The 26,407-nt window shown below is 40.5% G+C and carries 20 protein-coding genes and 1 other annotated feature; of the genes, 10 read left to right on the plus strand and 10 right to left on the minus strand.

Features of this window, described 5'->3' with window-relative positions; genetic code table 11:
* Positions 1 to 19 precede the first annotated feature (19 nt).
* The 5 genes from KVT11_RS07370 to KVT11_RS07390 form a co-directional block, all read right to left on the minus strand.
* A complete protein-coding gene (locus tag KVT11_RS07370) occupies positions 20 to 3,874 on the minus strand; it encodes a lamin tail domain-containing metallophosphoesterase family protein (protein WP_217608991.1) in 3,855 nt (1,284 codons plus the stop codon).
* Between the two features lie 94 nt (positions 3,875 to 3,968).
* Entirely contained in the window at positions 3,969 to 4,355 is a 387-nt protein-coding gene (locus tag KVT11_RS07375; protein WP_007500042.1) for a phage holin family protein, read from the minus strand.
* A complete protein-coding gene (locus tag KVT11_RS07380) occupies positions 4,356 to 4,550 on the minus strand; it encodes a PspC domain-containing protein (RefSeq protein WP_008348183.1) in 195 nt (64 codons plus the stop codon).
* A 6-nt stretch (positions 4,551 to 4,556) separates the two neighbouring features.
* Positions 4,557 to 5,648: a DUF4097 family beta strand repeat-containing protein gene (locus KVT11_RS07385; protein WP_007500040.1), complete on the minus strand. Its 1,092-nt coding sequence runs from the start codon at positions 5,646 to 5,648 to the stop codon at positions 4,557 to 4,559.
* A gap of 11 nt (positions 5,649 to 5,659) precedes the next feature.
* Complete coding sequence (locus tag KVT11_RS07390) at positions 5,660 to 5,995, minus strand: hypothetical protein (RefSeq protein ID WP_072368060.1); 336 nt, start codon at positions 5,993 to 5,995, stop codon at positions 5,660 to 5,662.
* Between the two features lie 197 nt (positions 5,996 to 6,192).
* Here KVT11_RS07390 and KVT11_RS07395 point away from each other — a divergent pair, with 197 nt between their 5' ends.
* Positions 6,193 to 6,423, plus strand: a complete 231-nt coding sequence (locus KVT11_RS07395) for a hypothetical protein (RefSeq protein WP_008348188.1) — start codon at positions 6,193 to 6,195, stop codon at positions 6,421 to 6,423.
* 33 nt (positions 6,424 to 6,456) lie between these two features.
* On the opposite strand, the gene uvrA is transcribed toward KVT11_RS07395, so the two are convergent.
* From uvrA to KVT11_RS07410, 3 genes are all read right to left on the minus strand, one after another.
* Positions 6,457 to 9,333: an excinuclease ABC subunit UvrA gene (uvrA, locus tag KVT11_RS07400; RefSeq protein ID WP_039169061.1), complete on the minus strand. Its 2,877-nt coding sequence runs from the start codon at positions 9,331 to 9,333 to the stop codon at positions 6,457 to 6,459.
* Between the two features lie 7 nt (positions 9,334 to 9,340).
* Positions 9,341 to 11,326: an excinuclease ABC subunit UvrB gene (gene uvrB / locus KVT11_RS07405; RefSeq protein WP_108611017.1), complete on the minus strand. Its 1,986-nt coding sequence runs from the start codon at positions 11,324 to 11,326 to the stop codon at positions 9,341 to 9,343.
* A 290-nt stretch (positions 11,327 to 11,616) separates the two neighbouring features.
* On the minus strand, positions 11,617 to 11,862 hold the full coding sequence (locus KVT11_RS07410) for a CsbA family protein (protein WP_008348197.1): 246 nt from the start codon (positions 11,860 to 11,862) through the stop codon (positions 11,617 to 11,619).
* Positions 11,863 to 12,147: 285 nt separating this feature from the next.
* Here KVT11_RS07410 and KVT11_RS07415 point away from each other — a divergent pair, with 285 nt between their 5' ends.
* The 8 genes from KVT11_RS07415 to KVT11_RS07450 all read left to right on the plus strand — a co-directional run bounded on the left by KVT11_RS07415 (position 12,148) and on the right by KVT11_RS07450 (position 23,354).
* Entirely contained in the window at positions 12,148 to 14,679 is a 2,532-nt protein-coding gene (locus KVT11_RS07415; RefSeq protein WP_108611018.1) for a PEP/pyruvate-binding domain-containing protein, read from the plus strand.
* A 90-nt stretch (positions 14,680 to 14,769) separates the two neighbouring features.
* Positions 14,770 to 15,342: a TetR/AcrR family transcriptional regulator gene (locus KVT11_RS07420; protein ID WP_025208046.1), complete on the plus strand. Its 573-nt coding sequence runs from the start codon at positions 14,770 to 14,772 to the stop codon at positions 15,340 to 15,342.
* A gap of 40 nt (positions 15,343 to 15,382) precedes the next feature.
* Positions 15,383 to 16,717: an MFS transporter gene (locus tag KVT11_RS07425; protein WP_019743411.1), complete on the plus strand. Its 1,335-nt coding sequence runs from the start codon at positions 15,383 to 15,385 to the stop codon at positions 16,715 to 16,717.
* 268 nt (positions 16,718 to 16,985) lie between these two features.
* A complete protein-coding gene (locus KVT11_RS07430) occupies positions 16,986 to 17,969 on the plus strand; it encodes a YncE family protein (RefSeq protein ID WP_050826649.1) in 984 nt (327 codons plus the stop codon).
* The gene (locus KVT11_RS07435; RefSeq protein ID WP_024719907.1) at positions 17,966 to 18,652 is read left to right on the plus strand and encodes a response regulator transcription factor; all 687 of its coding nucleotides are present in this window, start codon (positions 17,966 to 17,968) and stop codon (positions 18,650 to 18,652) included. The genes KVT11_RS07430 and KVT11_RS07435 overlap by 4 nt, the downstream gene beginning before the upstream one ends.
* The gene (locus tag KVT11_RS07440; RefSeq protein ID WP_046526817.1) at positions 18,649 to 20,067 is read left to right on the plus strand and encodes a HAMP domain-containing sensor histidine kinase; all 1,419 of its coding nucleotides are present in this window, start codon (positions 18,649 to 18,651) and stop codon (positions 20,065 to 20,067) included. Before KVT11_RS07435 ends, KVT11_RS07440 begins: the two co-directional genes overlap by 4 nt.
* A gap of 148 nt (positions 20,068 to 20,215) precedes the next feature.
* Positions 20,216 to 22,330, plus strand: coding sequence for an ArnT family glycosyltransferase (locus KVT11_RS07445; protein WP_046526816.1), 2,115 nt, complete (start codon positions 20,216 to 20,218; stop codon positions 22,328 to 22,330).
* A gap of 31 nt (positions 22,331 to 22,361) precedes the next feature.
* Positions 22,362 to 23,354, plus strand: a complete 993-nt coding sequence (locus KVT11_RS07450) for a glycosyltransferase family 2 protein (protein WP_008348213.1) — start codon at positions 22,362 to 22,364, stop codon at positions 23,352 to 23,354.
* Between the two features lie 48 nt (positions 23,355 to 23,402).
* Here KVT11_RS07450 and KVT11_RS07455 read toward each other — a convergent pair whose 3' ends face one another.
* Together KVT11_RS07455 and KVT11_RS07460 are read right to left on the minus strand one after the other, a co-directional pair.
* Positions 23,403 to 24,752 (minus strand): amino acid permease, encoded by a 1,350-nt coding sequence (locus tag KVT11_RS07455; RefSeq protein WP_008348215.1) that lies wholly within the window; start codon positions 24,750 to 24,752, stop codon positions 23,403 to 23,405.
* A gap of 75 nt (positions 24,753 to 24,827) precedes the next feature.
* Positions 24,828 to 25,052 (minus strand) — a binding site (T-box leader).
* Positions 25,053 to 25,143: 91 nt separating this feature from the next.
* Positions 25,144 to 25,818 carry an NAD(P)H-dependent oxidoreductase gene (locus KVT11_RS07460; RefSeq protein ID WP_045033987.1) on the minus strand — a complete coding sequence of 225 codons (675 nt, stop codon included), beginning with the start codon at positions 25,816 to 25,818 and terminating at the stop codon, positions 25,144 to 25,146.
* Positions 25,819 to 26,038: 220 nt separating this feature from the next.
* Between KVT11_RS07460 and KVT11_RS07465 the strand changes: the two genes are divergently transcribed.
* Complete coding sequence (locus KVT11_RS07465) at positions 26,039 to 26,404, plus strand: winged helix-turn-helix transcriptional regulator (RefSeq protein ID WP_116306279.1); 366 nt, start codon at positions 26,039 to 26,041, stop codon at positions 26,402 to 26,404.
* The last annotated feature ends 3 nt before the right edge of the window (positions 26,405 to 26,407 follow it).

Genomic DNA, 26,407 nt, shown 5'->3' on the forward strand with positions numbered 1-26,407 from the left:
CTCCTGAAAGCACAGTTTTTTATTTCCTAAGAAATGTTGATTGATCATCATTTTTTGTATGAATTTTCCATATAGGCGAAATCGCTTTCCCTTCGAAACGGTCTTTTGCGACAGTGTACCAATAATATTCTTGATTTGGCTTTAACCCTTTCCATTCAAAGGTTGCTTTTTTACCACTTTTCACACCTTTGACTTCTCCAAGAAGAACGTTTGTGTAGACATTCAATTCAAAATAATTGGTTTTAACGGATTTCATTTTAGGTGTTAAATCGACATCAATTGAAAATTCATCTTGATCTCCATACGTTTTTGGATCATAAAAATGTTCTTGATTCAAGTAGGGTGAGTATGTGGTGAAATGAAGCTGATTTTTTTCTTGATCAGCAGTGATCAGCCGCATAAAACCTTGACCGCCTTCAGGACCTGACTGGTAATCTGCAAGGATTTGATATACTTTTCTGTCCACTTTTCCATCATGATCATCGTCAATCTCATCTACTTTTCGACTGGCTCCGTGGTAGTGACCGCTAAATACTGCGACAATATTCGGGTGACGTTTTACCACTTGATGGAAGATCAAATCTCCAATTGGGCTTCGATTGCCGCTCACTAACAAATACTCATGGAAATTTAAAATGACAATGCGATCTGGATGTTCAGAAATGACTCGATTTAACCAGTCAATCTCATTTTGCTTGATCCCCCAGCCCATATACACCATCATATAATCATTGCCACCAGCAGAGATAAGATCATAATGACCTCGATTGTTTTGATAGGATTCACCGTAATACGGCTTGTCTTCAAAGCGTTTTGCTCCAAAGTATCTCCCATATTCCCTATAATGGCCGTCTTTGTGTCTGACATCATGATTACCAGCTAATACACCGTAAGGAATCTGATGCTGATCTAACACACGCATAAACGTATCGGCACGATTCCATTGCTTATCCTTTGAATCATCCACAATATCACCTGTATGGAACACATATTGAATATTTAATGGGTCCCTTTGATCTCTGATCCACTCGACCATTTTTTTGAAAATATGAGGATAACTTCTGGCATAATATTGAGTATCAGACATCCACACCATCTTATAAGGCTTTAACGTCTTACTGATCTCATCTTGTACAAGCAAATCAAACGTTTGATTTTTCATATACTGTCTGACTGACAGCAGCCCTTTCAGGTAAAATTCCTTTTCATCCTTGGCAAAGTGATGAGTGATTTTATCCCACTTTTCTTGCTGATGATTCCAAGCGTACATCGTTACCTTTCTCCCTGATAATGAGCTTCCTTTCCATACAGCCTCGACAACATCCTTTTCACGTACATCGTGATGAACCTTGATTTGAAAGCGATGATAAGGAAAATGCTGTAGATCTTTCGTTTCCACTGATTTACCATCAGCAAATGCAATGCGATTTCTTTCTCGATCAGAAAAAATCATTTCCCCTGTTTCATTTAAATGTTTTGGCGGCTCTGTTTCCGCTGCATATTTGAAAATCTTCATGGACGGATGCAGCGATGTATATTGATAGGCACGGTAAAAGGAGTAATCTAACTGATCATTAGTAGGATCATTGGTTAGCACTGTTTGCTTAGATGATTCCTTTTTTGTCCTATCTGACACTCTCTCTGGCGTTTCAGGGTGTTCATGTACCGTCTTAAAAACCTTTTTCAAAGTTGATTTGTTTCCAGCGGCATCTTTTGCTTTTATCTTCAATGTGTGTTCTCCAGGTTCTAATTCGCTAGAGGACGTTTGATAAGGCAAAGAGATCGGTTTTCCATCTAAATATGCCTTCATCTCCGCTATGTCACTCCAACGATCCGTCACCTTTGCCTTTAACGTAAAGACGCCTTTATATTGGTCATTTGCCTGTATATTACTCTTGATTTTCGGACCCGTATTATCGACTTTCACACGTACAGATTGAGATTCGTCTGCGGTTTTAGCCTGAACAACATGTACTCCTTCTTTCAGCCTTCTTGTATCCCACTGAATATAGCTTGAAGCATATGCCTGCTTCGGGATTTGAAACTGAAATGCTCTCACCTTCTTAGCGCTGCCATCGTCGCCCATTTTCCATTCCTCATGCTGGCTCGCATTTAGAGGCAGAATTTGAGTTCCATTCGATAAAATCATCTGGACATTTTTCAATTCAAAATCATCGTGATTTTCTCCAGGAAATCGGTCAAACGGCGATGACTTCGTCCCAGCATGGAATGATATCGTTTGTGGACCTGCCTTTTCTAAGTGTTTTTCTGGTATTGGTATCGTATAGGTGCGATACACTTTTGTCGAATCATCAAAAATGGAAAGTAAGTGCTTACCTATAGACACACCATTCTTAAAATATAAATTTGTCCCTTTGACATCAAATGCAAGATATGGATCTGCTTCAAGTGCAGGGAATACTTGTCGAATCGGTTTTCCATCTATCATTAATTGTATGCTTTTTTTCTGATCTGCTGTTGCTTTTAAGTGAAATACGCCAGAAACCGTATCTCCTTCTTCTACATTCAATCGAAGGCCGTGAGCTTTGCTTACTTGTTCCACATCAATTGTTTTTTTCATTGTCATTGCTTGATTTTCGCCGTCAGACGCTTCAATCTGATATTCCAATCGATCTTTACCGATGAGCTCAGGTGAATAAATAATATAGTGAAACAGCCGATCATTATGATCCTTTTGAAGCAACACCTCTTTAAAATCTTCATGACGATTGGTTCGATATCGCAATTTGACCGTTTTGACGGACTGATCATCCTGCACATCTGCCCTCATTTCAATGCCTTCAGTTGGTTTTATCGGTTGATTGTCTGTCATATCTTCGATCACAGGTTTATGAACATCTTGTGATATTTCTTTTTTTTCAGTTGGAATTTGTGCTTTTAACACTTTTCCGGGTGTTGGCTCTTCCTCCACTTTCGAGATCAGCTTCATTTGTGTCGTACCATCCATTGGATACTTGAACAGTAACGATCTGTGCTCGCTAAACAATGAAGGCTTTAAACGATAGGATGCCGACGATACCTCTTCTCCTATATTTGTTGTGATAGAAACAAGGCGGGATTTAGAATTGGACAATCCTTTACTCTCAATGACCGATAGATGCTCGCCCTCTTTTAAATGACTTTTGTACATCGCATTAAAGTCCGCTACCGTTAAATGCTCCTGTCCTTTTTTTCTAAGCCAAAATACGTACGGCTTTCCAGGAGAAATGGTGATAGGACTTGTGTGGAATGAATATATATCATCCATCTCCACGCCTTGCGCTGGATTGCGATAGCGAAGCTGGTAATGTCGAAGTGAAATGGGTGCATGAGTTGTGTTATACACCTCGATGAATTCAAAAGCATCCTTGCCTTTGCGGTTTTTTGAATTCACGACGATTTCTGTCATCAATAGCTCAGGAATTTGTGAGAGATCCTCTTCAAATCCGTTTAAGTGAACTGCTTGTTCGGTTGTTTTGATGACAGACTTCTGCGTCAGGAATTCTGTATAGTAATGAACTGTTGGATTCCACAATTGATCTGGCGGGATTTTCGCTGTGAATTCTGGTTTCATCCCCGGCAATCGTTCCATTGGGATCAATCGATATCCTAGTTCATCACTCTGTTTATAGTACAAGTTTGCAGACAAAATTTGCTCTGACTGACTAATAGATGCCCTAAATTGAAGATCACGTTTTTTTCCTTGAACCGGACGGACATCTACTTGAAATTGATCAAAGATAAAAGGTGAAAAGGGCTTATTTCGTATGTTCACTTGTGTTTGTGTCAAAGATCCTGCTGAAGCAGGCTGACTGAAACAAAAAAGAATGCTCAAAAAAAGCAAAAGAATGATTTGTCTGCTCACATTCACCATCGTGCACCGCCTCCCTTCGGATATTGTGTCTCCTGAAGACGGTTTTTATGACAGATGGAACGGGGAAACGATATAAATTCACACAAAAAAACCGTTAGCTTTTTTTCGCTAACGGTTCCACGATTCCTTTCTGTATGAGCAGATGGAAAATGGATAAAATGACAGCCATCCAAATGGCCGTTCCAAACCCATCAATGTTAAAACTATCTCCCATAAAGCTTGAGGTCATCATCAGTGTGATGGCATTAATGACAAAGAGGAACAATCCTAGTGAAAGTACTGTCACTGGCAGCGTTAAAATGATCAAAAACGGCTTCACTAAAATATTGAGCAAGGACAAAATAATACTTGCTACAATCGCTGCGCCAAAGCCTTCAATATACACACTACCAAGGCCTGGCAGAATGCCTGAATCAAAATATCCAGCAATGACGATTAAAAGTAATGCATTGACGAAAATACTAACGATCCATCTAAGCATTTAGTTAGTGCCTTCTTCCGGAACAACAAAATACCAGATGAAGTAGATCAAGAAGATCGGCATAAATGCTGTCATAAATCCGATGATCACCGTTAAAATACGAAGCAGGGATGCATCGACACTTAAGTATTCAGCAAGTCCACCGACAACACCCGCTATTTTTTTATCTGTCGCTGAACGATAAAGCTTCTTCATGTAGAATCACTCCTTGTCTGATTGGTGCTTTACTTGGATTGAGCCTGTTTTTGTTTCTGCAAAAATGGATATATTGTGCTCCGCCTGTTGATTGGCTTTGATCATTTTCTCTTTTTGCAGCGTTTCATTTTTCTCTTTAATCATATTTGCATCAAGCAGCTCATGAGAGATCGATCCGAGATTGCTTTTCAGCTCCGCAGTCACTGCACAAGCACGCGGAATCTGAACGTCCACACTGCCTGTTGTCGTTTTTGCATAGATCGAACGGCATTTCTCATCTGACAGCTGAACAGCAATGTTCCCATTGAAGCTCTGTGCATCAATTGATTCACTTTTCCCACGCAGGTCAATGAGCCCATTAATGGTTTCTACTTCAATCATACCACACTCGTGATCAGCCAGTTTGATTTGTCCATTTGCTGTTTCAATTCCGACTTTTTCTGCTTGTAAAGAGGCAAAAGAGACGACGCCATTTGTTGTTTTTGCAGCCAGTTCTTTTGTCTTTAGCTTTTCCCCGCGAATCGGTCCATTAAACAGTTTGACTTTGATTTTATCGTATTGGATACGTGGTACATACAGGGTGACATTGACCTTCATGGTCTTCTTTTCAGTTCGGATAAAAAATTTGTCCCCTTCAAGCCCGCAATCCAGATGTTGAAGAAATTGCTGTCTTGCCTGCTCTCCATCCTCTGCACGGTAAATTTTCGCATGACACTCTGCCCGAACATCCCCATCATCCCAAGGCATCAAATTGAGACTGCCGTTTGCCAATTGAATATCTAAATGAGACAGTGCCGCGTCTTTGAATTGAAAAATGTGTTCAACGTCGACGGACTGTCCAAAGTTCAAATCAAGATCTACATCTTTGACCTTTTTCACCGCCGAATCTAACCATCCAAACAGCTTTGCACCGAGGTTTTCAGTACCAGTTCCTTTATTCTCTGTGCCAGCTTTTTCTTCATGAAAGGTATGATCAGCCGTTGATTTTTCTAGTGAAATGGACTGATTTTCTTCTAATTTTTCAAGCAGCGTAATTGCTTCTTTTGCAGATAATGTCCCGTCTTCTACTAATTTTAAAATGCGTTCTTTTTCATTCATACAAAGCCCTCCTACGATTTGATGGATTGAAGCACTTTAATACCTTGAATGATATTCCAAATGACAGAGATCAAAAAGCCAATGGCGACTAAAAAGGACAGGATGAGAACGGTGAACACTGGGATGAGTGAGTCGCTTGCCTGTGTCGTCAATAAAAAGGGGATAGCTCCAAAAACCAGCAGCACACACGCTGCGACTGGCAAAACATGTGACCACAATGCACGCAGCGAATGCCGTTTCGTTTCCTTTTGATCCACTACAAAATATGCCACGATCGGTACAATAAACGGCATGAAAAATACACTAAAATAACAAATAGATGCAATGATCGACTGATCTCTGTTCATATATATTCGCTCCTTCATGATGAAAATTCCTTTCTAACTCATACGTTTATGGCGTATAAAAAGTTTCAAACTCATTCGATTTACATATGACCTTAGACACAAATTATTTCTTTTTGCACCTAAGTGTAGATTCTTCATGGATTACCCTTTAAAATATGTTGAAAAGATGGTGATTATCATTATAGGGGGTAATTATTTTGACAGATCATCATAATGCTAACCACACGGCACAAACGCTTTTAGACCTTATACAGAAACAGAAAAGCATGAACAGCGATATGATCAAGGAGCTAGAGGCCATTCATCCGTCTCATCCGAAGTATGGTGATATCCGTTATTTAAAAGTACTGCTCGATAGTAGCAGCACTCATATTTTAAAGGATTTAACGCACCTCAGTAACTTAATGCCAAAGGAAGATGTGCAATAAAAGGAAAACCCCTCTTTTCCGAGGGGTTTTTCTTTATGAGGATGTCACACTTTCTGTTTCTTTGACTAACTGTTTCATTCGCTCACGATCACGCTCTAAAATCGGTTTTAAGTATCGACCGGTGTAAGAAGCTTCTTCTTTAGCAATGTGTTCAGGTGTTCCTGAAGCAATAATCGTTCCTCCACCAGCACCGCCTTCTGGTCCTAGATCAACAAGGTAATCGGCAGCCTTAATAATATCAAGGTTGTGCTCAATGACCAATACCGTATCCCCGTTTTCGACCAAGCGCTGGAGCACTTTTAACAACCTAGCAATATCATCCACATGAAGACCGGTTGTCGGTTCGTCTAAAATATATAAGGATCTTCCGTTTGAACGGCGGTGAAGCTCAGATGCCAATTTCACGCGCTGCGCCTCTCCACCAGACAATGTCGTGGCAGGCTGCCCAAGTGTAATGTATCCTAATCCAACATCAAAGATCGTTTGCAGCTTCCGCTTAATTTTCGGGATATTCTCGAAAAATTGAAGTGCGTCCTCTACCGTCATTTCAAGCACATCGGAAATATTTTTCCCTTTATACGTGACCTCTAGCGTCTCGCGGTTATAACGTTTCCCGTGACACACTTCACAAGGCACATATACATCAGGTAAAAAGTGCATTTCAATTTTAATAATGCCATCTCCACGACACGCTTCGCAGCGTCCACCTTTCACGTTAAAGCTGAATCGCCCTTTTTTATAGCCTCGTACCTTCGCTTCATTGGTTTGCGCAAACACATCCCGCACGTCATCAAATACACCTGTATACGTAGCAGGATTGGATCTTGGTGTACGGCCAATTGGGGATTGATCAATATCAATGACTTTGTCTAAGTGATCCATTCCTTTGATTTCTTTGTGCTGTCCTGGCTTCGCTTTTGCTCTGTGCAGTTTTTGGGCAAGGGATTTCAATAAAATTTCATTCACAAGTGTACTTTTCCCTGATCCTGACACACCTGTCACAGCGGTAAAGACACCTAAAGGAAACTTCGCATTCACGTTTTTAAGATTGTTTTCTTTTGCCCCTTTAATTTCAATGAATCGGCCGTCAGGCTTTCTTCTCTCAATCGGAAGCGGGATGAATTTCTCACCAGATAAATATTGTCCAGTCAACGATTTTGGGTCTTTCATGACTTCTTCTGGCGTTCCAGCTGAAATCACTTCTCCTCCATGAACCCCTGCACCTGGTCCAATATCAATGAGATAATCAGCGGCAAGCATCGTATCTTCATCATGTTCTACGACAATCAGTGTGTTTCCGATATCACGCATGTTTTTCAATGTCCCAATCAACCGGTCATTATCCCGTTGGTGCAGACCAATCGATGGTTCATCTAAAATATAAAGAACGCCTGTCAGTCTTGATCCGATTTGTGTCGCCAAACGAATCCGCTGCGCCTCCCCGCCTGATAATGTGCCAGCAGACCGGCTTAATGTCAGATAATCTAACCCCACATTATTCAAGAAGGACAAGCGCTCTTTGATTTCACGTAAAATGAGCTGGGCAATCTGCAAATCTTTCTCAGACAACTCAATTTTCTCATAGAAATCAAGGGCATCAGATACAGACAAATCGGTCATTTCTCCGATATGTTTGCCATTGATGAGAACCGCAAGCGTTTCTTTTTTCAGGCGATATCCTTTACAGGTCGGGCATGGCTGATTGGCCATATATTTTTCCATTTGCTCCCGAATATAATCGGAGCTCGTTTCCTTGTAACGCCGTTCAATGTTACGAAGCACACCTTCAAACTCGATTTCATTTTCACGGACCTGGCCAAAATCATTTTCATATTTAAAATAAATCAGCTCAGAGCCGCTGCCATATAAAATTTTATCAAATAAATGCGCCGGAATATCTTTTACTGGAATATCCATGTCAATTCCATAGTGTGTACATACCGCCTCAAGAAGCTGCGGGTAATATTGTGAGCTTTGAGGCTCCCATGGGGCAATGGCATGCTGACGTAAAGTCAAATCCTTATTCGGAATCACAAGCTCTGGATCTACTTCTAGTTTAGAACCAAGCCCATCACAGCTTGGGCAGGCACCGAAAGGACTATTAAACGAGAACATTCTCGGCTCAAGTTCCCCAATAGAGAATCCACAGTGCGGACAAGCATGATGCTCACTAAATAACAGCTCCTCTTGTCCAATCACATCAATCATCACACGACCTTCACCAAGTCGGAGTGCCGTTTCAAGAGAATCAGACAACCGTGCAGCCACGCCTTCTTTCACGACAATTCGATCAATCACCACTTCAATGGAATGCTTTTTATTCTTTTCAAGCTCAATCTCTTCTGACAGGTCCTCCATCTCGCCATCAACTCTGACTCGAACGTAGCCCTGCTTCCGAATTTGATCAAGTACTTTCACGTGTGTTCCCTTACGTCCAGATACGATCGGAGCAAGCACTTGTAGTTTCGTTCGTTCTGGATACTCTAAAATGCGGTCTGTCATTTGCTCAATCGTCTGTGATGTAATTTCGATCCCATGAATAGGACAAATCGGTTTTCCGACTCGAGCATATAATAGACGCAAGTAATCATAAATTTCTGTAACAGTCCCAACGGTTGATCGAGGGTTCCTGCTTGTCGTTTTCTGGTCAATACTAATCGCTGGAGAAAGCCCTTCAATCGCATCTACATCTGGTTTGTCCATTTGACCGAGAAATTGACGTGCATAGGCCGACAGTGATTCAACATACCTACGCTGACCTTCTGCATAAATGGTATCGAAGGCAAGCGACGATTTTCCCGAACCAGATAAACCCGTAATGACCACTAGCTGATCGCGCGGGATATTGACATCAATATTTTTAAGGTTGTGGGCTCTTGCCCCTTTCACCTCTATTCGTTCCATAGCCATCAGGCATTCATCCTTCCGCTTTTAGCTCTAGCAATAGATCTCTTAATTCTGCTGCTTTTTCAAAATCAAGCGCTTTTGCTGCATCTTTCATTTCCTTCTCGACGTTTTCGATCACTTTTTCTCGTTCTTTTTTGCTCATTTTTGACAACTTTGGTGCTGCTTTTGTTTCGTATTCTTCCGAATCCTCATGTACTTTTGTTGCCTTGATCACATCTCGAATCTTCTTATGGATCGTTTGCGGAGTGATACCAAATTTCTCATTATACGCTTCTTGCTGCTCACGTCTCCGCTTTGTTTCTTGTATGGCAATGTCCATTGATTTCGTCATATTGTCTGCATACATAATCACTCGGCCTTCTGCATTTCTTGCAGCACGGCCAATCGTCTGGATGAGGGATCTTTCTGAACGTAAAAAGCCTTCTTTATCCGCATCTAAAATCGCCACGAGCGACACCTCTGGAATATCCAAGCCTTCTCGAAGAAGGTTGATCCCTACAAGCACATCATATTTTCCGAGACGTAAATCACGAATAATCTCAATCCGTTCTAGTGTCTTAATTTCTGAGTGCAGATAATTGACCTTGATTCCGATTTCTTTCAGATAATCTGTCAGATCCTCAGACATTTTCTTCGTTAAAGTCGTCACAAGCACACGCTCATTTTTCTCAACCCTTGCATGAATTTCCCCAATTAAGTCATCGATTTGTCCTTCAATCGGACGGACTTCAATGATTGGATCAAGCAAACCGGTTGGACGAATAATTTGTTCCACGACCTCTGGCGTTTTATCAAGCTCGTATGGGCCCGGTGTTGCGGATACATGCACAATATGGTTAATGTGCTTTTCAAACTCATCAAATGTGAGTGGTCTATTATCAAGTGCTGACGGCAGACGGAATCCGTGATCAACAAGCACTTGTTTTCTTGCCTGGTCCCCATTGTACATGGCGCGAATTTGCGGGATGGTCACGTGTGACTCATCGACAACAATCATAAAATCATCCGGAAAATAATCAAGCAATGTGTAAGGTGTAGAACCAGGCGGACGTAAGGTGAGATGTCTTGAGTAGTTCTCAATCCCTGAACAAAAGCCCATCTCTCTCATCATCTCTAGGTCATACCTTGTCCGCTGCTCAAGACGCTGTGCTTCAAGCAATTTTCCGTTTTCACGAAGCTTTTCCAACTGTTCCTCAAGCTCTTTTTCAATATTAATAATCGCTTTTTCCATCTTTTCTTCTCTTGTGACGAAGTGAGATGCTGGGAAAATAGCAACGTGGTCACGATCACCGAGAATTTCTCCAGTGAGAGCATCTACTTCACGAATACGTTCAATTTCATCACCGAAAAACTCCACTCTGATACAATGCTCATCTCGTGAAGCAGGAAAAATTTCAACGACGTCTCCTCGAACTCTGAAGGTTCCGCGCTGAAAATCTATATCATTACGAGAATACTGAATATCCACAAGCTTACGCAGCAGCTGATTGCGTTCAATTTCCATTTCAGTTCGTAAAGACAGCACAAGCTCTCTGTATTCTTCAGGAGAACCTAAGCCATAAATACAGGACACACTGGCAATGATGATGACATCTCTCCGCTCAAATAATGAGGATGTGGCGGAGTGCCTTAGCTTATCGATCTCATCATTAATGCTGGCATCCTTTTCAATAAATGTATCAGTTTGAGGAACATACGCCTCAGGCTGGTAATAATCATAATAACTCACAAAATATTCAACAGCATTATTTGGAAAGAATTCCTTAAACTCGCTGTATAATTGTCCGGCAAGTGTCTTGTTATGCGCAATGACAAGGGTTGGTTTGTTCACTTCTTTGATCAGGTTGGATACAGTAAAGGTCTTTCCCGTACCTGTAGCACCTAACAGCGTTTGATGCTGTTTCCCCTGATGGATGCCCTCCACAAGCTTTTCAATGGCTTTTGGCTGATCCCCTTGGGGCTGATAGTTAGAAACTAATTCAAAGCGGTCACTCACATCAAAGCCTCCGTTTCGTTACGAAATCTATCTAATGAATATATTATCATAAAAGAACACAAAAATACGAACTAAAGTTCGTGTCTGACTTGATTTTTATTTCCAATACAACCATACCCTCTCTGCCGTGGCTCATAACCCTCTAAAGAAACCTTCCTTTCAGTATGGAACATTTTGGAGCGAGATATTCGATCAGCAGAAAAACCACAAAAAAGAAAGCTGCACTCACTAGAATCGTAAGCACAGCTCCTGCAATCAAAAACATTTTCTTTTCATCAAGAGGGATCACATCAATGATGTTTTTCAGCCTTCTCTCTTTTTTCGACTTCTTTCTTGGCCATAAACAATGCCCCGGCCACTAAAGAAATAATATCTAATCCTACGATAAAGTAGGTTTCTGTATAGCCTTTCATATACGAAGCAAATAAAAGCGCTGCTGTTAATGCAATGCCAACGTAATGATTATAAGTAACCTTTGAAAATAAAATAACGAGCAAGAAAGGAAAAACAAGTGCAAATATGGCTTTTGTAATCACAAAAACCCTCCCTCTACATGGTCTACTCCCTTGATTATAGTAAAGATTGGCATAATGAACAATTCACAGTTTTCGATTTCAGCTTTTTTTCTTCTCGGGTGAAGACTTTTGATATAGATGAGGAGGAAAATTAGTGAAAACGTCCCCTTTCTAAAGATAGGTCTTTACGTCTTTGACAGTTACATCCAATAAATTCTATGATGAAAATGATAGTGCGCACTATCATTCAAAAAAACAAAAAGAGACAAATGAAACCATTGGCTATTTGGATAAGGGGGCATTCCCATGTATTCAGTATTATTTCATGCGGCTGAAGAATCCGCATCACTCGCAGGGGCAAAAGGCGTGAATTTAATTAAATTAAACAATCACGGACTGCCAGTTCCAGATGGATTTATTATTAAAACGAACAGCTTTGCAAGCTTTCTTTCATATCACAATTTCCATCCAACTGATCAAAATCTTGCCCGAAAAATCACAGAAGCTTCGTTTCCTTCACAAATGGAGACAGAATTACTTTCATCCTTTCAATCATTGTTGAAAACATATCCATCCGTTGCAGTGCGATCCTCTTCTGTTGCGGAAGATCTCGAAGGCGCCTCCTTTGCAGGTCAATACGAGACCTATTTAAATATCAAAACAAATGAAGAATTCTTGCAAGCCGTCAAAGAATGTTGGTCGTCTTACTTCGCAGCAAGAGTCACAGAATATAAGGAAGAGATGATTGAGAACGAGGAAGAGATGCCGCTCATGGCTGTTGTTGTACAAGGATTGATCCATTCTGACATCTCTGGTGTCATCTTTAGTGAGAATCCTGTATCAGGAAAAACAAACGAAGTCATGATGACTGCAAGCTATGGACTAGGAGAAGCCATCGTCTCCGGTCTTGTGACGCCAGATACATTTATTGTAAACAAAGAAACGTACTCTATTGAAAAATCACTAGGAACAAAAGAAGTGCAAATTGTCCCCTGTCAAGAGGGCGTCATTGAACAACCCGTAGGTGAGGAGATGGCTGGCCAATTTTGTCTTCGAGATGATCAATTGATCCAAATCACGAAAATGACAAAACAAGTAGAAGAACTTTATGGACATGGAGTAGATATCGAATTCGGCATGTCAAATGGTACTTTTTATTTACTTCAAGCAAGACCGATTACTGCTGCTTTTACCAATACAGCAAATGGCTCCTCAGGTGCAGCCTTTCAAATGAAACCTGAAGAGCTGCAAGACTTCTGGATTTCAATGGACGATCATATGCCTGGACCCACAAGTCCTCTTTTTTCAAGTTTGATCATACCTGCTTTAAAAAACGGGATGAAGAAAATCGGAGAGAAGTATCAAGTACCAGACCTTAATATTAAAGATATCAAGCTTTATAGAGGCCATTTGTATTCTTCACCGTCTATGCCAGAAGCAGAAGTGGTAGCCGAACCAGTTTTTGACGAGAGCCTATTCGAACTGTTTCCTCGTTTAAGCGAAAGAATGTATCGCATTTTAGAGCAAAACTTGTTCCCATTATACGAAAAACTTGATCGGCAAATCACTCAATCGCTGACAATTGATGAAGCCATTAATGGCTTTCAAGAATTAAAAGAGATTTATCTAAGAGCGTATGACGACCATTTTGACATTGTCATACCTCAAGTCATTCTATCAGGAATCATTGAAGACATGCTTGTCTCATATGCTGGCGATCAAACACAAGTCGTCCTGTTGCATGAAATGATGATAGGTGTGATGAACAAGTCTCTTGAAACAGATCAAAAGCTATCTCACTTGGCAAAAGACGTCCTTCAAGATTCGGAACTTCTTCAGGCATTTACCGATCATTCAGCGAATGCTGAACTATTATATGCACTCAATCATACAGAAAAAGGGAAAAACTTCATTTCCAAAGTAGAAGATTTTCTCCAAGTCTATGGTTGGCGGTCTGTTAAAAGCCATGATTTCACAGAGGAAACATGGGTGGAAAATCCTGAATTTGTCTTGGACATCATTAGAAACAACATTCGGTACCAATCTGATTTTGATGAAGAATTTGCACAAGCCGTGATCAAAAGGCAAGAAACGTATGAACAGTTTATCAGTCAAGTGACAGATGAAGCGTTTAAAACAAAATTTGAGGAACTTTATCATTTTGCACTCCATGCAGCCAATATTCGAGATGATCATCACTTTTACATTGATGCCATGTTAGATGCAAAAGCGAGACTCTATCTCTTAAAAATTGGTGAACTTCTTGTTCAAAAAGGAGCGATCCCTCATCAAGAAGACCTTTGGTATCTTTACGATGATGAAGTACTCAATGCGCTCACAACTTCGACCACATACGATTCGATCATTCAGCAAAGAAAAATTGAAATGAAGGAAAATGAATCCATCCAACCACCAGCTTATACAGGAACGCCTTCTGAAGCTGAATTACAGCAAGTAGAAAGAATGCTCGGTTCGCTAAGGGAAAATGAAAACAACACAGACGATGCAATCTATGGAATTGGTGCATCTAGCGGCATTACTTCTGGAAGAGTCAGAGTCATTACATCTGCTGATGAATTTTCACAATTTGAAAAAGATGACATTTTAGTTTGTAAAACAACGACACCTTTATGGACCAGCTTATTTAGAGACGCAAAAGCAGTCATCACCGATTCTGGCGGCATTTTGTCCCATTCCGCTATTATCGCTAGAGAATATATGATACCGGCTGTCCTAGGTACACGGATCGCAACTGAAAAACTAAAATCCGGTGACCTCGTGACAGTAGATGGAGCCAATGGGCGTATCCAGTTATTAAATCAGCATTCACGGGCATAGTCGTCACTGTTTGAATCATATTGGCGGTCACAGATTTTATCGGTATACTTACTTTGTTGCAAACACATTCATAACCTGAGGTGAGTATGCTTGTTAAAATCAACAAATCAACGGATCATTCGCGCAACAATGGAATTATTGTCTGAAAAGGGCTATCAAAAAACAACGACAAAAGAAATTGCGACAAAAGCGAATGTAAGTGAAGCGACAATTTTTCGTAACTTTAAAAACAAACGCGGCGTGATTGCTGCCATTATGAAAATGAAATCAACACCGACCAAAACCCTTGAAGCAGAATTTAAAGACGATTTATACACCGATTTAAAATTTCTCGGTAGCTATTTCCTTGAAGATTTGACTTCAAAAAAAGAATTTATCTATATCAGCATGAGAGAACCCGCTATGTTTAAAGATTTAACAGACCATGAAAAAATTTATCCTCAAGAATTGAGAGACATGCTGATTCATTATTTCAAAAAAATGGGTGCTCAGCATCGTGTATTAGAAGGAAAAGAAGACATCTATGCAGATATATTTATTAGCACGTATTTTGGCTTTTTCATTCAACAGCTAGAGCAAGACATTCAGCTTGTTTTAACAAAAAAAGAAGACTTTATTGAGACATGCACACACATTTTCATGAGAGGAATTTCCCCCACTTAATTGGGTGAAATTCTTCTTTTTTACAAAGGTGGTAAACACATTGAATCTTAAAAAAGAGAACTTGATCATTTATTCTTTGCTGCTTGGAGCTATTTTAGTTCCAGTCAATTCAACCATGATCGCAGTCGCTCTATCATCTATATCAACTTATTACGATCAATCCATATCAAACATTACTTGGGTGGTCACGATTTATCTAATTGTCATGGCAGTCACTCAACCTATTGCGGGTAAGCTGGGAGATATATACGGCCACCGCAGCATGTATTTAGCTGGTGTGATACTCTTTTTGATTGGCTCCATTGGATGTGCTTTCGCACCTAATCTTGCTTTTCTTATTAGCTTCCGATCAATTCAAGCGGCAGGCGGAGCTATATTAACGCCGAACAGCATTGCTTTAATTCGTGCAACAGTATCACATGAAAAGCTTTCTAAAACTATGGGTTTTTTCGGTTTTGGAGCGGGAATTGGTGCCGCACTTGGACCTTTTATCGGCTCTATTCTCATTCAGAGCTTTGACTGGCATTCCATTTTCCTAGTGAATATACCATTTTTGATTCTCACACTTGTGACAGGCGTTTTTATGATTCCGAAGATGAAACATACACGTTTACAAGCCAATGTAGATATCATCGGTTCGTTATACTTAACAATCGGGATCGCCACACTCATTTTGTTTACTAAAAGCCAAGTATTAAACGAATACATGATCTATGGCGTTCTAGCGGTCATTTCCATTCCTTTATTTTTCAAACACGTACGAAAAGTTACAAATCCCATCATTGATTTGACACTATTTAAAAACAGTACTTTTACGAACGCTAACCTTTCTATCATGCTTAGTAATTTTGTGATGTACGCGATTCTTCTCATCATGCCGCTGTTTATGGAGCAAAAACTCGCGCTTTCTCATACACAAAGCGGGATTTTCCTTTCGATCTTTTCACTCTGTATGTCTATTAGTGGATTACTCGGAGCAAAGCTCCATCCAATAAAAGGTGCCAAAAAAATGATTCGATTTTCATTTCTATGCCTTACTTTATCCGGTGTTATGCTGATCACACTAAGCAGCTACCCAAATTTACCACTCCTTATCATCACATTAGTCGCTGGGGGGATCTCATCAGGTATTGGCATGACTAGCATGCAGATGGCTTCTTTAACATCTGTTGATCAGAGTTTATCCGGCTCTGCATCTGGGATTTTTTCTACCTTTCGATATTTCGGAAGTATCATTTCATCTACTTTAATTGGTATATTAAGTGGTTTTCAATCTTTATTTATCGTATTAATGGGCGCAGGTATTCTTGGTTTCCTCCTCTCTCATCGTCTAAAAACGAAACCCACTTCTCATTCATCTGAACACTCTGCTTAATGACTCCCTTCGCTCTATTTAGGGCGGGGGAGCTATGATTATTTGTTACTGTAACCGATTATGGATACAATGATCAAACTGTGAAAATGATCTTTTACTCATGAAAAAATGTCATATGAATAAACGAAAAAGAAATTTCAACTTTCATTCAACTCTACTTCCCCACCTAAAAACTTCTTTTCATATCTTCCAGCATTCATAACTTCGATTTTTTTTCACAATTTTTGTGTTATGCTTTTTGAAAATAGAGCACCAAAGGAGCAGAAGGATGAAACGAGTGAAATATTTTTTAATATGCTTGTCAGCTCTACTATTTTTCCTAGCAGGCTGCGGAAAAGACCAGCAATTTACGCCACCTGGCAGCTCTCAATCAATTGCTGTCATTTCTCAACTAAAAAAAGCCTCCTTTTCAATCGTTGATTTACAAAAAAATAAAATTGTCTCTTCCGTTGATTTAAAACATCCTCTCACTGATCTTGTTCACATCAACAAAGACGTGATCATTGCATCAAGTAAGGAAGGACAATCTCTTATAGAAATCAATTTAAAAAAAGGAACAGCAGCGGACTATATGGATATGAATAAAGGTCTGACTTCACTTGCGTATGATGCGGATACCAACACTTTACTTGTGACCGATTCAGAGAAAAATGTCGTTTATTTTATCGATACAGTGCACAAGAAAATAAAAGCAACTGTGAAGACCGGGACATTACCCTCTTCTATGGCGTTGTCTTCTTCAGGAACGTTGTTTGTTTTAAATGCAAAAAGTCATTCTGTTTCAGTCATTGATATTGAAAAGAAAAAAAAGATACGAACGATTTCCGTCCTAGAACGGCCATCTGGCATTCATTTTGATGGGCATTCCATTTGGGTTGGAGGGCACGGTAAACCGGGCACATTAAATAAGAGCATTTTTGCTTACGACCCTAAAACAGGTAAAAAACAGCGAGAAATCAAACTAGGTGTTATGCCAGTCGCATTTTTTTCAGAAAAAAACTCTTCTACTTTATATGTATTATGTCATGGAGACCACACACTATATAAAGTAAATACCGAGAAAAACAAACTGCTTTCCTCTGTTGAGACCGGTCAAAATCCGAATTATATCACTGCTGATTCCTCATCTATATATGTCAGTAACTTAGATGACAATTCAGTATCCGTCATCGACAAACATACATTTATGTTGAAGAACCGACTGAACATCCCAGCAGGACCTTATGCTATCATGTTGGAGGAAAAGAAATGAAAGAACAGATGAATATTTTAATAGTAGATGATGAATTAGATATGCTTGAGTTAATCGGATCCTTTTTGCAGAGACAAGGCTTTCACGTGATAACTGCAAATAATGGCACGGGCGCCTTACATCAGCTTGAAAAAGAGGCCATTGACCTTGTTGTATTGGATATTATGATGCCAGATATGGATGGATTCGAAGTCTGCCAGCGCATCAGGCAAACCTCCCAAATCCCCATTTTATTTTTAACAGCTAGAAGTTATGAAGAAGATCGCATTAAGGGGCTGGAAATTGGAGCAGACGACTACATCATGAAGCCTTTTAGTCTACGTGAGCTTGCAGCTAGAATTGAAACGACATTAAGACGAATTAGAGGTCTTTCTTTAAAGCGCAGTCGAATCATGATTGGTGACTTGGAGATCGATCAAGACGGCAGACAAGTCTATCTCAAGCAAAAGCCCATCAATTTAACAAGAAGAGAATTTGATTTACTTATGTTTCTTCTGCTCAATCAAGGCCAAGTCTTTTCCCGTGAACAGCTCTATCAAAAATTGTGGGAATCACACTCACCTAGTGGCTCTTTAAGAACAGTCGATACACATATTAAAACACTAAGACTGAAATTAAAGGAAGCGGAACGGTATATTAAAACCGTTTGGGGTGTCGGCTATAAGTTTGAGGAGGACAAATGAAGCCATTATCTATTAAAAGGAAAGTGCTTTTCTTAATCCTTTCAGTTATAGGCATCGTTGCTGCCTCAGCTCTTGCCCTGACTTATTACTTATACCAGCACTTATATATAGATAAACAGATTGACTCTTTAAGTTTACAAGGAAAGAAACTGGCAGAAATCTATCACAAACACGGGAAAGACACATATTTTACTGACAGAATGAAGTGGGCAAATGACTCAAGTCAGGCAAGTGTTATTTTTACTGATGATCCTATGGAGCTTTCAAGCGGTATTCCTTTTGATACGAATACAAACGATAACCTCATTACGTTTAAAGAACGCCAAAAGCTTCTTCAGGGGAAAACAGTTGTGTTAATTAGAGAACACCCCCAGTTTCATCAAGATATTCTCGGGATTGCCATCCCTGTGTTCTCAAACAAAAATGATTTATCAGGAACCATTTTCCTCTCTATGCCTTTATCTGATGTGTATGAACCGTTTGTTCAAATTCGATTAACGCTTGGCATCTCTATTTTAATTATCCTGCTTTTGATTTTCTTTATTGGATATAAAAGTTCTAATAAAGTCGTAAGGACGATCAATCAAATGAAAGAAATTGCAATGGAAATGGAATCTGGTGATTTTTCAAAACGCATGGCTGTGACCAAAAAAGGGGATGAGTTAAATCAGCTGAGCCGTTCCTTTAATAAACTGTCCTCTACCTTAGAAAAAGTTGAACAACATCGCAGAGAGTTCCTTGCCAATGTCTCCCACGAACTGAGAACGCCTTTAAGTTATATGAAAGGCTATGCTGAAGGAATTGAAGAAGGCATTATTGATCAAAAGAAAGGCATGCAGATTATTCAAGACGAATCCACACGATTAAGCCGGCTCGTCCATGACCTTCTTGATCTCGCACAGTTAGAGGGGGAATCTTACCCACTAACGATGGAACCAATCGTCTTTGCGCAGCTTATTCATGATGTTCTTGATCAAATGACATTCATTACTAGTCAAAAGGGAATCTCGTTCAACCGAGAACTCGAAGAAGATTGTATTATTTATGGTGATAGCGATCGACTTGAGCAAGTCGTTCGTAATTTATTGGACAATGCCATCCATTACACGCCATCAGGAAAATCGATTTCGATTGAATTATTCGTTCACCAACAAACTGCTGAATTGAGAATCACAGATGAAGGCAGCGGAATTCCAAAAGGAGATCTCCCTCATGTTTCTGAGCGTTTTTATCGAGTGAATAAAGCCCGCACAAGAAAAGATGGCGGCTCTGGTCTTGGACTAGCCATTGTTTATCAAATTATAAAAAAACATCGTGGCACGTTCGTTCTTCAATCTGAACAAGGCCTAGGTACGACCGCTGTTATACAATTACCAAGTGCAGAGAGCACTGAAACTCCGCCTGTCTCCTCATAAAATAAGATGACATCTTAAACAAAACAGCTCTTTTCTAGAGCTGTTTTTATTCAACAGAAAAATAAAGAATTGGCCTTTTTTTATTAACAATTTATTCATATTTGCTTGTTACACTTTTTTCAAGTTAAGAAAAAGGAGTGACAAGCTTTTGATTAGACGCTTTCAGAAATTTGATCTTTATTTATTTTTCATATTGATTTTATCTGCCATTTTAAACATTTATAACATTTGGAACGACGATACGGTGAACGCTTATTATACAGCGGCGGTCACAAGTATGATGCAAAGCTGGCATAATTTCTTCTTTGCTTCGTTCGATCCCTCAGGTTATGTCACGGTGGATAAACCACCGCTCGCCTTCTGGCTGCAAACGATCAGCGCCAAAATTTTCGGCCTGCATGGCTGGAGTGTGATCTTACCCCAAGCTTTAGCTGGCATTGGATCTGTTTATTTAATCTACCGCCTAGTCAAACCTACATTTGGCCAGGCTGCAGCAAGACTGTCAGCACTCATTATGGCGTGTACACCAATCGCAGTTGCTGTATCTCGTACAAATAACATTGACAGCTTACTCGTCTTTATTCTTTTACTCGCAACAGCCATGATGTTCAAGGCTGTGAAACAGCAGAAAGTGCTTTGGGCGATTGCTTCTTTTGCAATGATCGGTGTCGGTTTTAATACAAAAATGCTACAAGCGTATATGATTGTACCGGCTCTCGTCCTGTTTTACATCATTGCCTATCGAACGACATGGAAGAAAAAGTTGTTATCGCTGATGATTTCAATGATTGTTCTTTTAGGTGTATCTGCTTCATGGTCTATAGCGGTTGATCTCACTTCCAAAGACAATCGTCCTTATATGGGATCAAGTCAATCGAACTCAGCACTAGAATTAGCCTTTGGTTACAATGGTCTGCAGCGGTTGACTGGTCAACAGTCTGGCGGAGGAGGCGGCACAAATCAGGGTGAGGGACAGCCACCTTCACAGCAGGGTGATCAGCAAAATGACAATAATTCATCCACCATGCCTCAGCCGCCATCAAATGGAACTCAAAACAACTCAGATAATTCAAACCAATCATCCAGTCAGGAACAGCCTTCAATGCAAGGACCACCAAGCAATGCAAACGGCACAACACCACCTGATATGCCTTCAGGCGGTAATGGTGATGGACCGCCAAATGGCGGGGGCGGAAAAATGGGAAATGGTTCTGGCATGTTTGGAACAGGAACAAAAGGGCCATTACGTCTGTTCCAATCTGAACTGTCCGATCAAATCAGCTGGCTGCTTCCATTTGCGCTCTTTGGTGCGATTGGTATCTTCTTCTCGACAGCCTTTGAAAGAAGACGTCTCAATACAAAACAAAAAGAAACACTATTTTGGTTAGCTTGGCTTATACCTGTTGCTGCATTCTTCAGTGTAGCTGGATTTTTCCATCACTATTATTTAATCATGCTGGCACCGCCAATTGCTGTATTAGCAGGAGCCGGATGGGTTTCTATGACTCAATTGTTTCAAACGGGAACTGGCTTTAAAAAATGGCTACTGCCAATTGCGATATTCGTCACAACCGCATTTGAAATCTTTATCCTATCCACTTTTACAAGCACGATCGGTCTTGGACTAAGCATTGCAGTCGGTATCATTGGTGTTGGAAGCACCCTTTCTCTACTCTTGGTAAAAGGGAAAGAAAAACTAAAACAATTCATGTCTCTCATTGCCATCCTTGGGATGCTGATCGCACCACTATACTGGGCAAGCACACCTCTTCTTTACGGAGGAAACAGTATGCTGCCAGAGGCTGGTCCTCAGCTTGCAACTTCAAGTGGCAGCATGAGTTCACAAGTCAATGAAAAGCTGATCAGCTATCTTGAGAAAAACAATACGGGAGAAGAATTCCTATTCGGGACAACAGATGCAACCACTGCTTCGCCTTACATTATTAAAACAGGAAAAGCTGTTATGGCATTAGGTGGATTTAGTGGATCTGATAACATTCTCACGCTTAATGAATTCAAACAGCTCGTTAAAGACGGCAAAATCAAATACTTCTATCTTTCTGGTATGAGAGGCGGCAGCTCTGACATTCTTACTTGGATTCAAAAAAATGGCAAAGAAGTAACTGCTTCTAAATGGCAGAATAGCTCTACATCCAAAACGAACCAGCAAACAGGCAGCCAACAATCCGAACAAAATGATCAGTCAAATGGACGAATGGGCGGAATGGAGAGCGGTACTCTTTATGAACTATCCGTTGATTAATTCATCTATTAAAAGGGAGGAACGATGACTGATGGAAAAGAACATACAATACTCTGTTGTAGTCCCAGTGTATAATGAAGAACTTGTGATCCATGAATCGTATCAGCGCCTCAAGACCGTCATGGATTCGACGGGAGAAGCATATGAGCTTCTCTTCGTCAATGACGGCAGTATGGATCGAACAGCTGAACTGATTAAAGGGTACTGCCAGACTGATCCGCATGTGAGACTTATTGATTTTTCTCGTAACTTTGGGCATCAAATTGCCATTACAGCGGGAATGGATTATGCAAAGGGAGAAGCTGTCGTAGTGATTGATGCGGATTTACAAGATCCACCTGAATTGATTTTAGACATGATTGAAAAATGGAAGGAAGGCTATGAGGTCGTATACGCGGTCCGCACGCAACGAAAAGGCGAAACAGCTTTCAAAAAGTACACGGCTTCCCTTTTCTACCGAGTGCTACGTCAAATCACCGAAGTAGATATTCCTATTGACACCGGCGACTTTAGATTGATGGATCGTAAAGTGTGTCATGAAATGAGAAAAATACGCGAGAAAAACCCATTTGTCCGCGGATTAGTGAGCTGGGTTGGCTTCAAACAGATTGCGGTAGAATATGTTCGGGATGAGCGGTTGGCAGGAGAAACAAAGTACCCTCTCAAAAAGATGCTCAAGCTCTCGATGGATGGGATCACATCTTTTTCTTATAAACCTTTAAAGCTGGCCAGCGTGGCAGGCATTGTCCTTTCAGCTATTGGCTTCATTTCGATGTTTCTAGTTTTATATTTAAAGCTTTTTACTAACAGCACCATCACCGGCTGGAGTTCATTAATTGTCATTCAGCTATTCTTTAGCGGGATCATCCTCTTTATGTTAGGCATGATCGGAGAGTATATCGGCCGAATCTACGATGAAGCCAAGGACCGGCCGCTTTATATCGTCAGGGAGAGCTATGGCCTTCAGGCAAAGCCACATCCCGTTCAATCCCCTGTCCACTTCAAGCAATATAAACAGCATTAAAAAAAGCGTGCGAGACCCTTCAGAAGGTCCTGCACGCTTTTTAATAGATTAGACGGCTGTTTCAAACCGTTTTCTGTTAATAAAGAAAGAAAGTGTAATGATTAAATAAATACCCATGGTGACCAGCGTTTGAACAATTGGTGTATTGAATACAACGCCGACAAAAATGGCCATGATCGCAATAACGGAAAACCACGTTGTGAAAGGATACAGCTTCACGCGATATCCGCCTGGCTGTGCGACGCTTCGAGATTTCAAATGACCGACGGCAATGATAAACCAGATGAATAGAACTGTGTAACTTAAAGAGCCCATCAAGTAATTAAACGTTTGACTTCCTACAAAAAGAGAAATCAATACAGCTGCATACAAAGTAGATGTACATACAAGGATGGCTCGAACAGGCACCTGCTGTTTTGACAGCTTGGAGAATCCTTTCCATACACGGCCATCCATTGCCTGTGTATAAAGCACCCGTGATGAAGCATACAAGCCAGAGTTCATAGAAGACAAAATCGCTAGTAAGATAATACCATTCATGATGTCACTAGCATATGGTACTCCGATTGTTGCAAACACTGTCACAAATGGACTTACTTGCTCATTGTTTACTTGATTCCAAGGGATTAAGCTGACAATAATAAAGAACGGCAGTACATAAAAACCGATGATGCGTACAAACGTACTTTGAATGGCCTTTGGGATGACTTTTTCAGGGTTTTTTGTTTCTGCTAACGTGACCCCAATCATCTCCGTCCCACCATATGAATACACGACAACCAGCATTGCTGCAATTAATCCGCCAGTACCATTTGGGAAAAATCCACCGTGATCCGTTAAGTTAGACAATCCAGGTGCTGCATGCTGTCCGAATGAGACAAATAGCATGGTAAATCCAATGATAATAAATAAGATGATGACAGCAATTTTAATAGAAGCTAACCAATACTCTGTCTCAGCAAACATTTTGACTGAGCAAACATTAATGATTGTGACTACAAGTGAAATGATTAACACAAGCATCCAGATTGGCACTTGTGGGAACCAGTACTGAATAAAGATGGCCGACACAATCGCTTCTGCTGCAATGTTCAGCACCCACATCTTCCAATAGATCCAGTCTAAGAAATAGGCCGGATATTTTCCTAACACAGGTTCAATCAAGTCACGGAATGTTCTTGCTCCAGGTCGTGCAACGGTCATTTCGGCAAGTCCTTGCATAATAAATAATAAAATAAGACCACCAATCATGTATGCCAAAATGACAGCAGGACCCGCAATATCAATGGCAGAACTGCTTCCTTTAAACAGACCAGCACCGATGGCACCGCCAAGCGCAAGCATCATAATATGCCTTGATGTCATTGTTCGTTTTAACTGCACATGTTCCTTTTCCATTTTCTATAGCTCCTTTAAATTTGAATCTTCAGACAAACATGAGATAAAAGCATATAAAAAGGCCAGCCATCTCCTGGAAGAGACGACTGACCTTGCAACCGCGTTACCACTCTTATTGATTCAGCCATGGCTGAATCCAACTTAAAACCCGATAACGGAGGTCACACGTAAAGACTTACTATTCATTCAGTCTTACCGCTCTTTGAGCGAGTTCAATGATTCGTTTTACTGCGTTGCACCGACCCGCAGCTCTCTTAAAAAACGGATGTTCATTTACTATTCTCAAGTCAAAGCGTTTATAGTCAAATTTGTATATTCGTCAAAGATTTTATTTTTTAAATATACTGACTAACCACGCAATTGTCAACAGCCTTTTTCAGACAAACAGCGATTAACGAATCCAAACAGCTACTTCATCCATCGGGCGACGTGTTTTGCCGCGTTTTGGCTCAGTGACACGATAACCAAAGGCTGCCATGACAGAGATGTCGTATTGACCATCTTCCAGTAACCCTTCTTCTTCTAAGATACGATGGATGTGATCGTAGCTAAATCCTTCAACTGGGCATGAATCAATGCCGATCTGTGCCGCAGCTGTCATCATGTTACCTAAGGCAATATACGTTTGTTTTGAAGCCCAATCAAATAATGTACGGTCATTTTCTAGTAGATGAAGATCATTCTCTTGGAATTCTCTGTAGCGCCCCTTGACCATTTCAAACGTTTCGTCTGTCATTCCTTTGATTTGCTTGTTGATGTATTCTGCATATGCTGAATCATAGCGGGCATCTGTTCTTGCCAAGATGATCACAAAATGGCTGGCAGTTGGAAGCTGCTTTTGCGCTCCCCATGTATACTCTTTTAATTTTTCTCTAAATGCTTCATTTTGAACAACGAGGAACTTCCAAGGCTCAAACCCTACAGAGCTTGGAGAAAGTCTTCCTGTTTCTAAAATAAATGCAAAATCATCCTCTGGAATCTTTTTCGCTGGGTCAAACTCTTTTGTCGCATGACGGAATTCATACGCCTCAATGATTTCTTTTTTTAATAGCTCTTTGTCTCGCATGTTATTCATCCTTTCTAATGAACAGGTGTGTTCCCACAATCCAATTTCTTTCCATTCCCTCGTAGAAATTGTTATGATAGGAAAACAAACAACCCGAATGTGTGATGTCTATCTCTATGGTAAAAGAAAAGCTTCCATTGATTCAAGTACGCACATTTTTGTTCGTTAGGCACAAACATGTTCGTTTATGACCATTTTCGTTTAAGAAAGGAATGTTGAGATGAGTGTACCATCCAATCCAGTCAGTATTGTGAATCATGGCTGTCCCGTGTCTATCACTACAAATGTCATCGGAGGGAAATGGAAAGGCGTCATCCTTTATCATTTGACTTGCGGTCCAAAGCGTTACAACGAAATACGCCGGCTTCTGCCAAGAATTTCGCAGCGTGTCCTGACGTTGCAATTACGAGAACTTGAACAAGACGGGATTGTTCACCGTGAAGTCTATGAGGAAGTTCCTCCTCGTGTCGAGTATTCACTGACTTCTCTTGGAAATACGTTAAAGCCCATTATCTTTGCCATGCGTGAATGGGGTGAATCCTATGGGAGAGAAACGCGCCCAAAAGAAAAAAGCTGCCATCTTTAGCAG

Origin of the sequence: Bacillus sp. GbtcB10, assembly GCF_019091365.1 — a bacterium.
GTDB lineage: Bacteria > Bacillota > Bacilli > Bacillales > Bacillaceae > Bacillus > Bacillus altitudinis.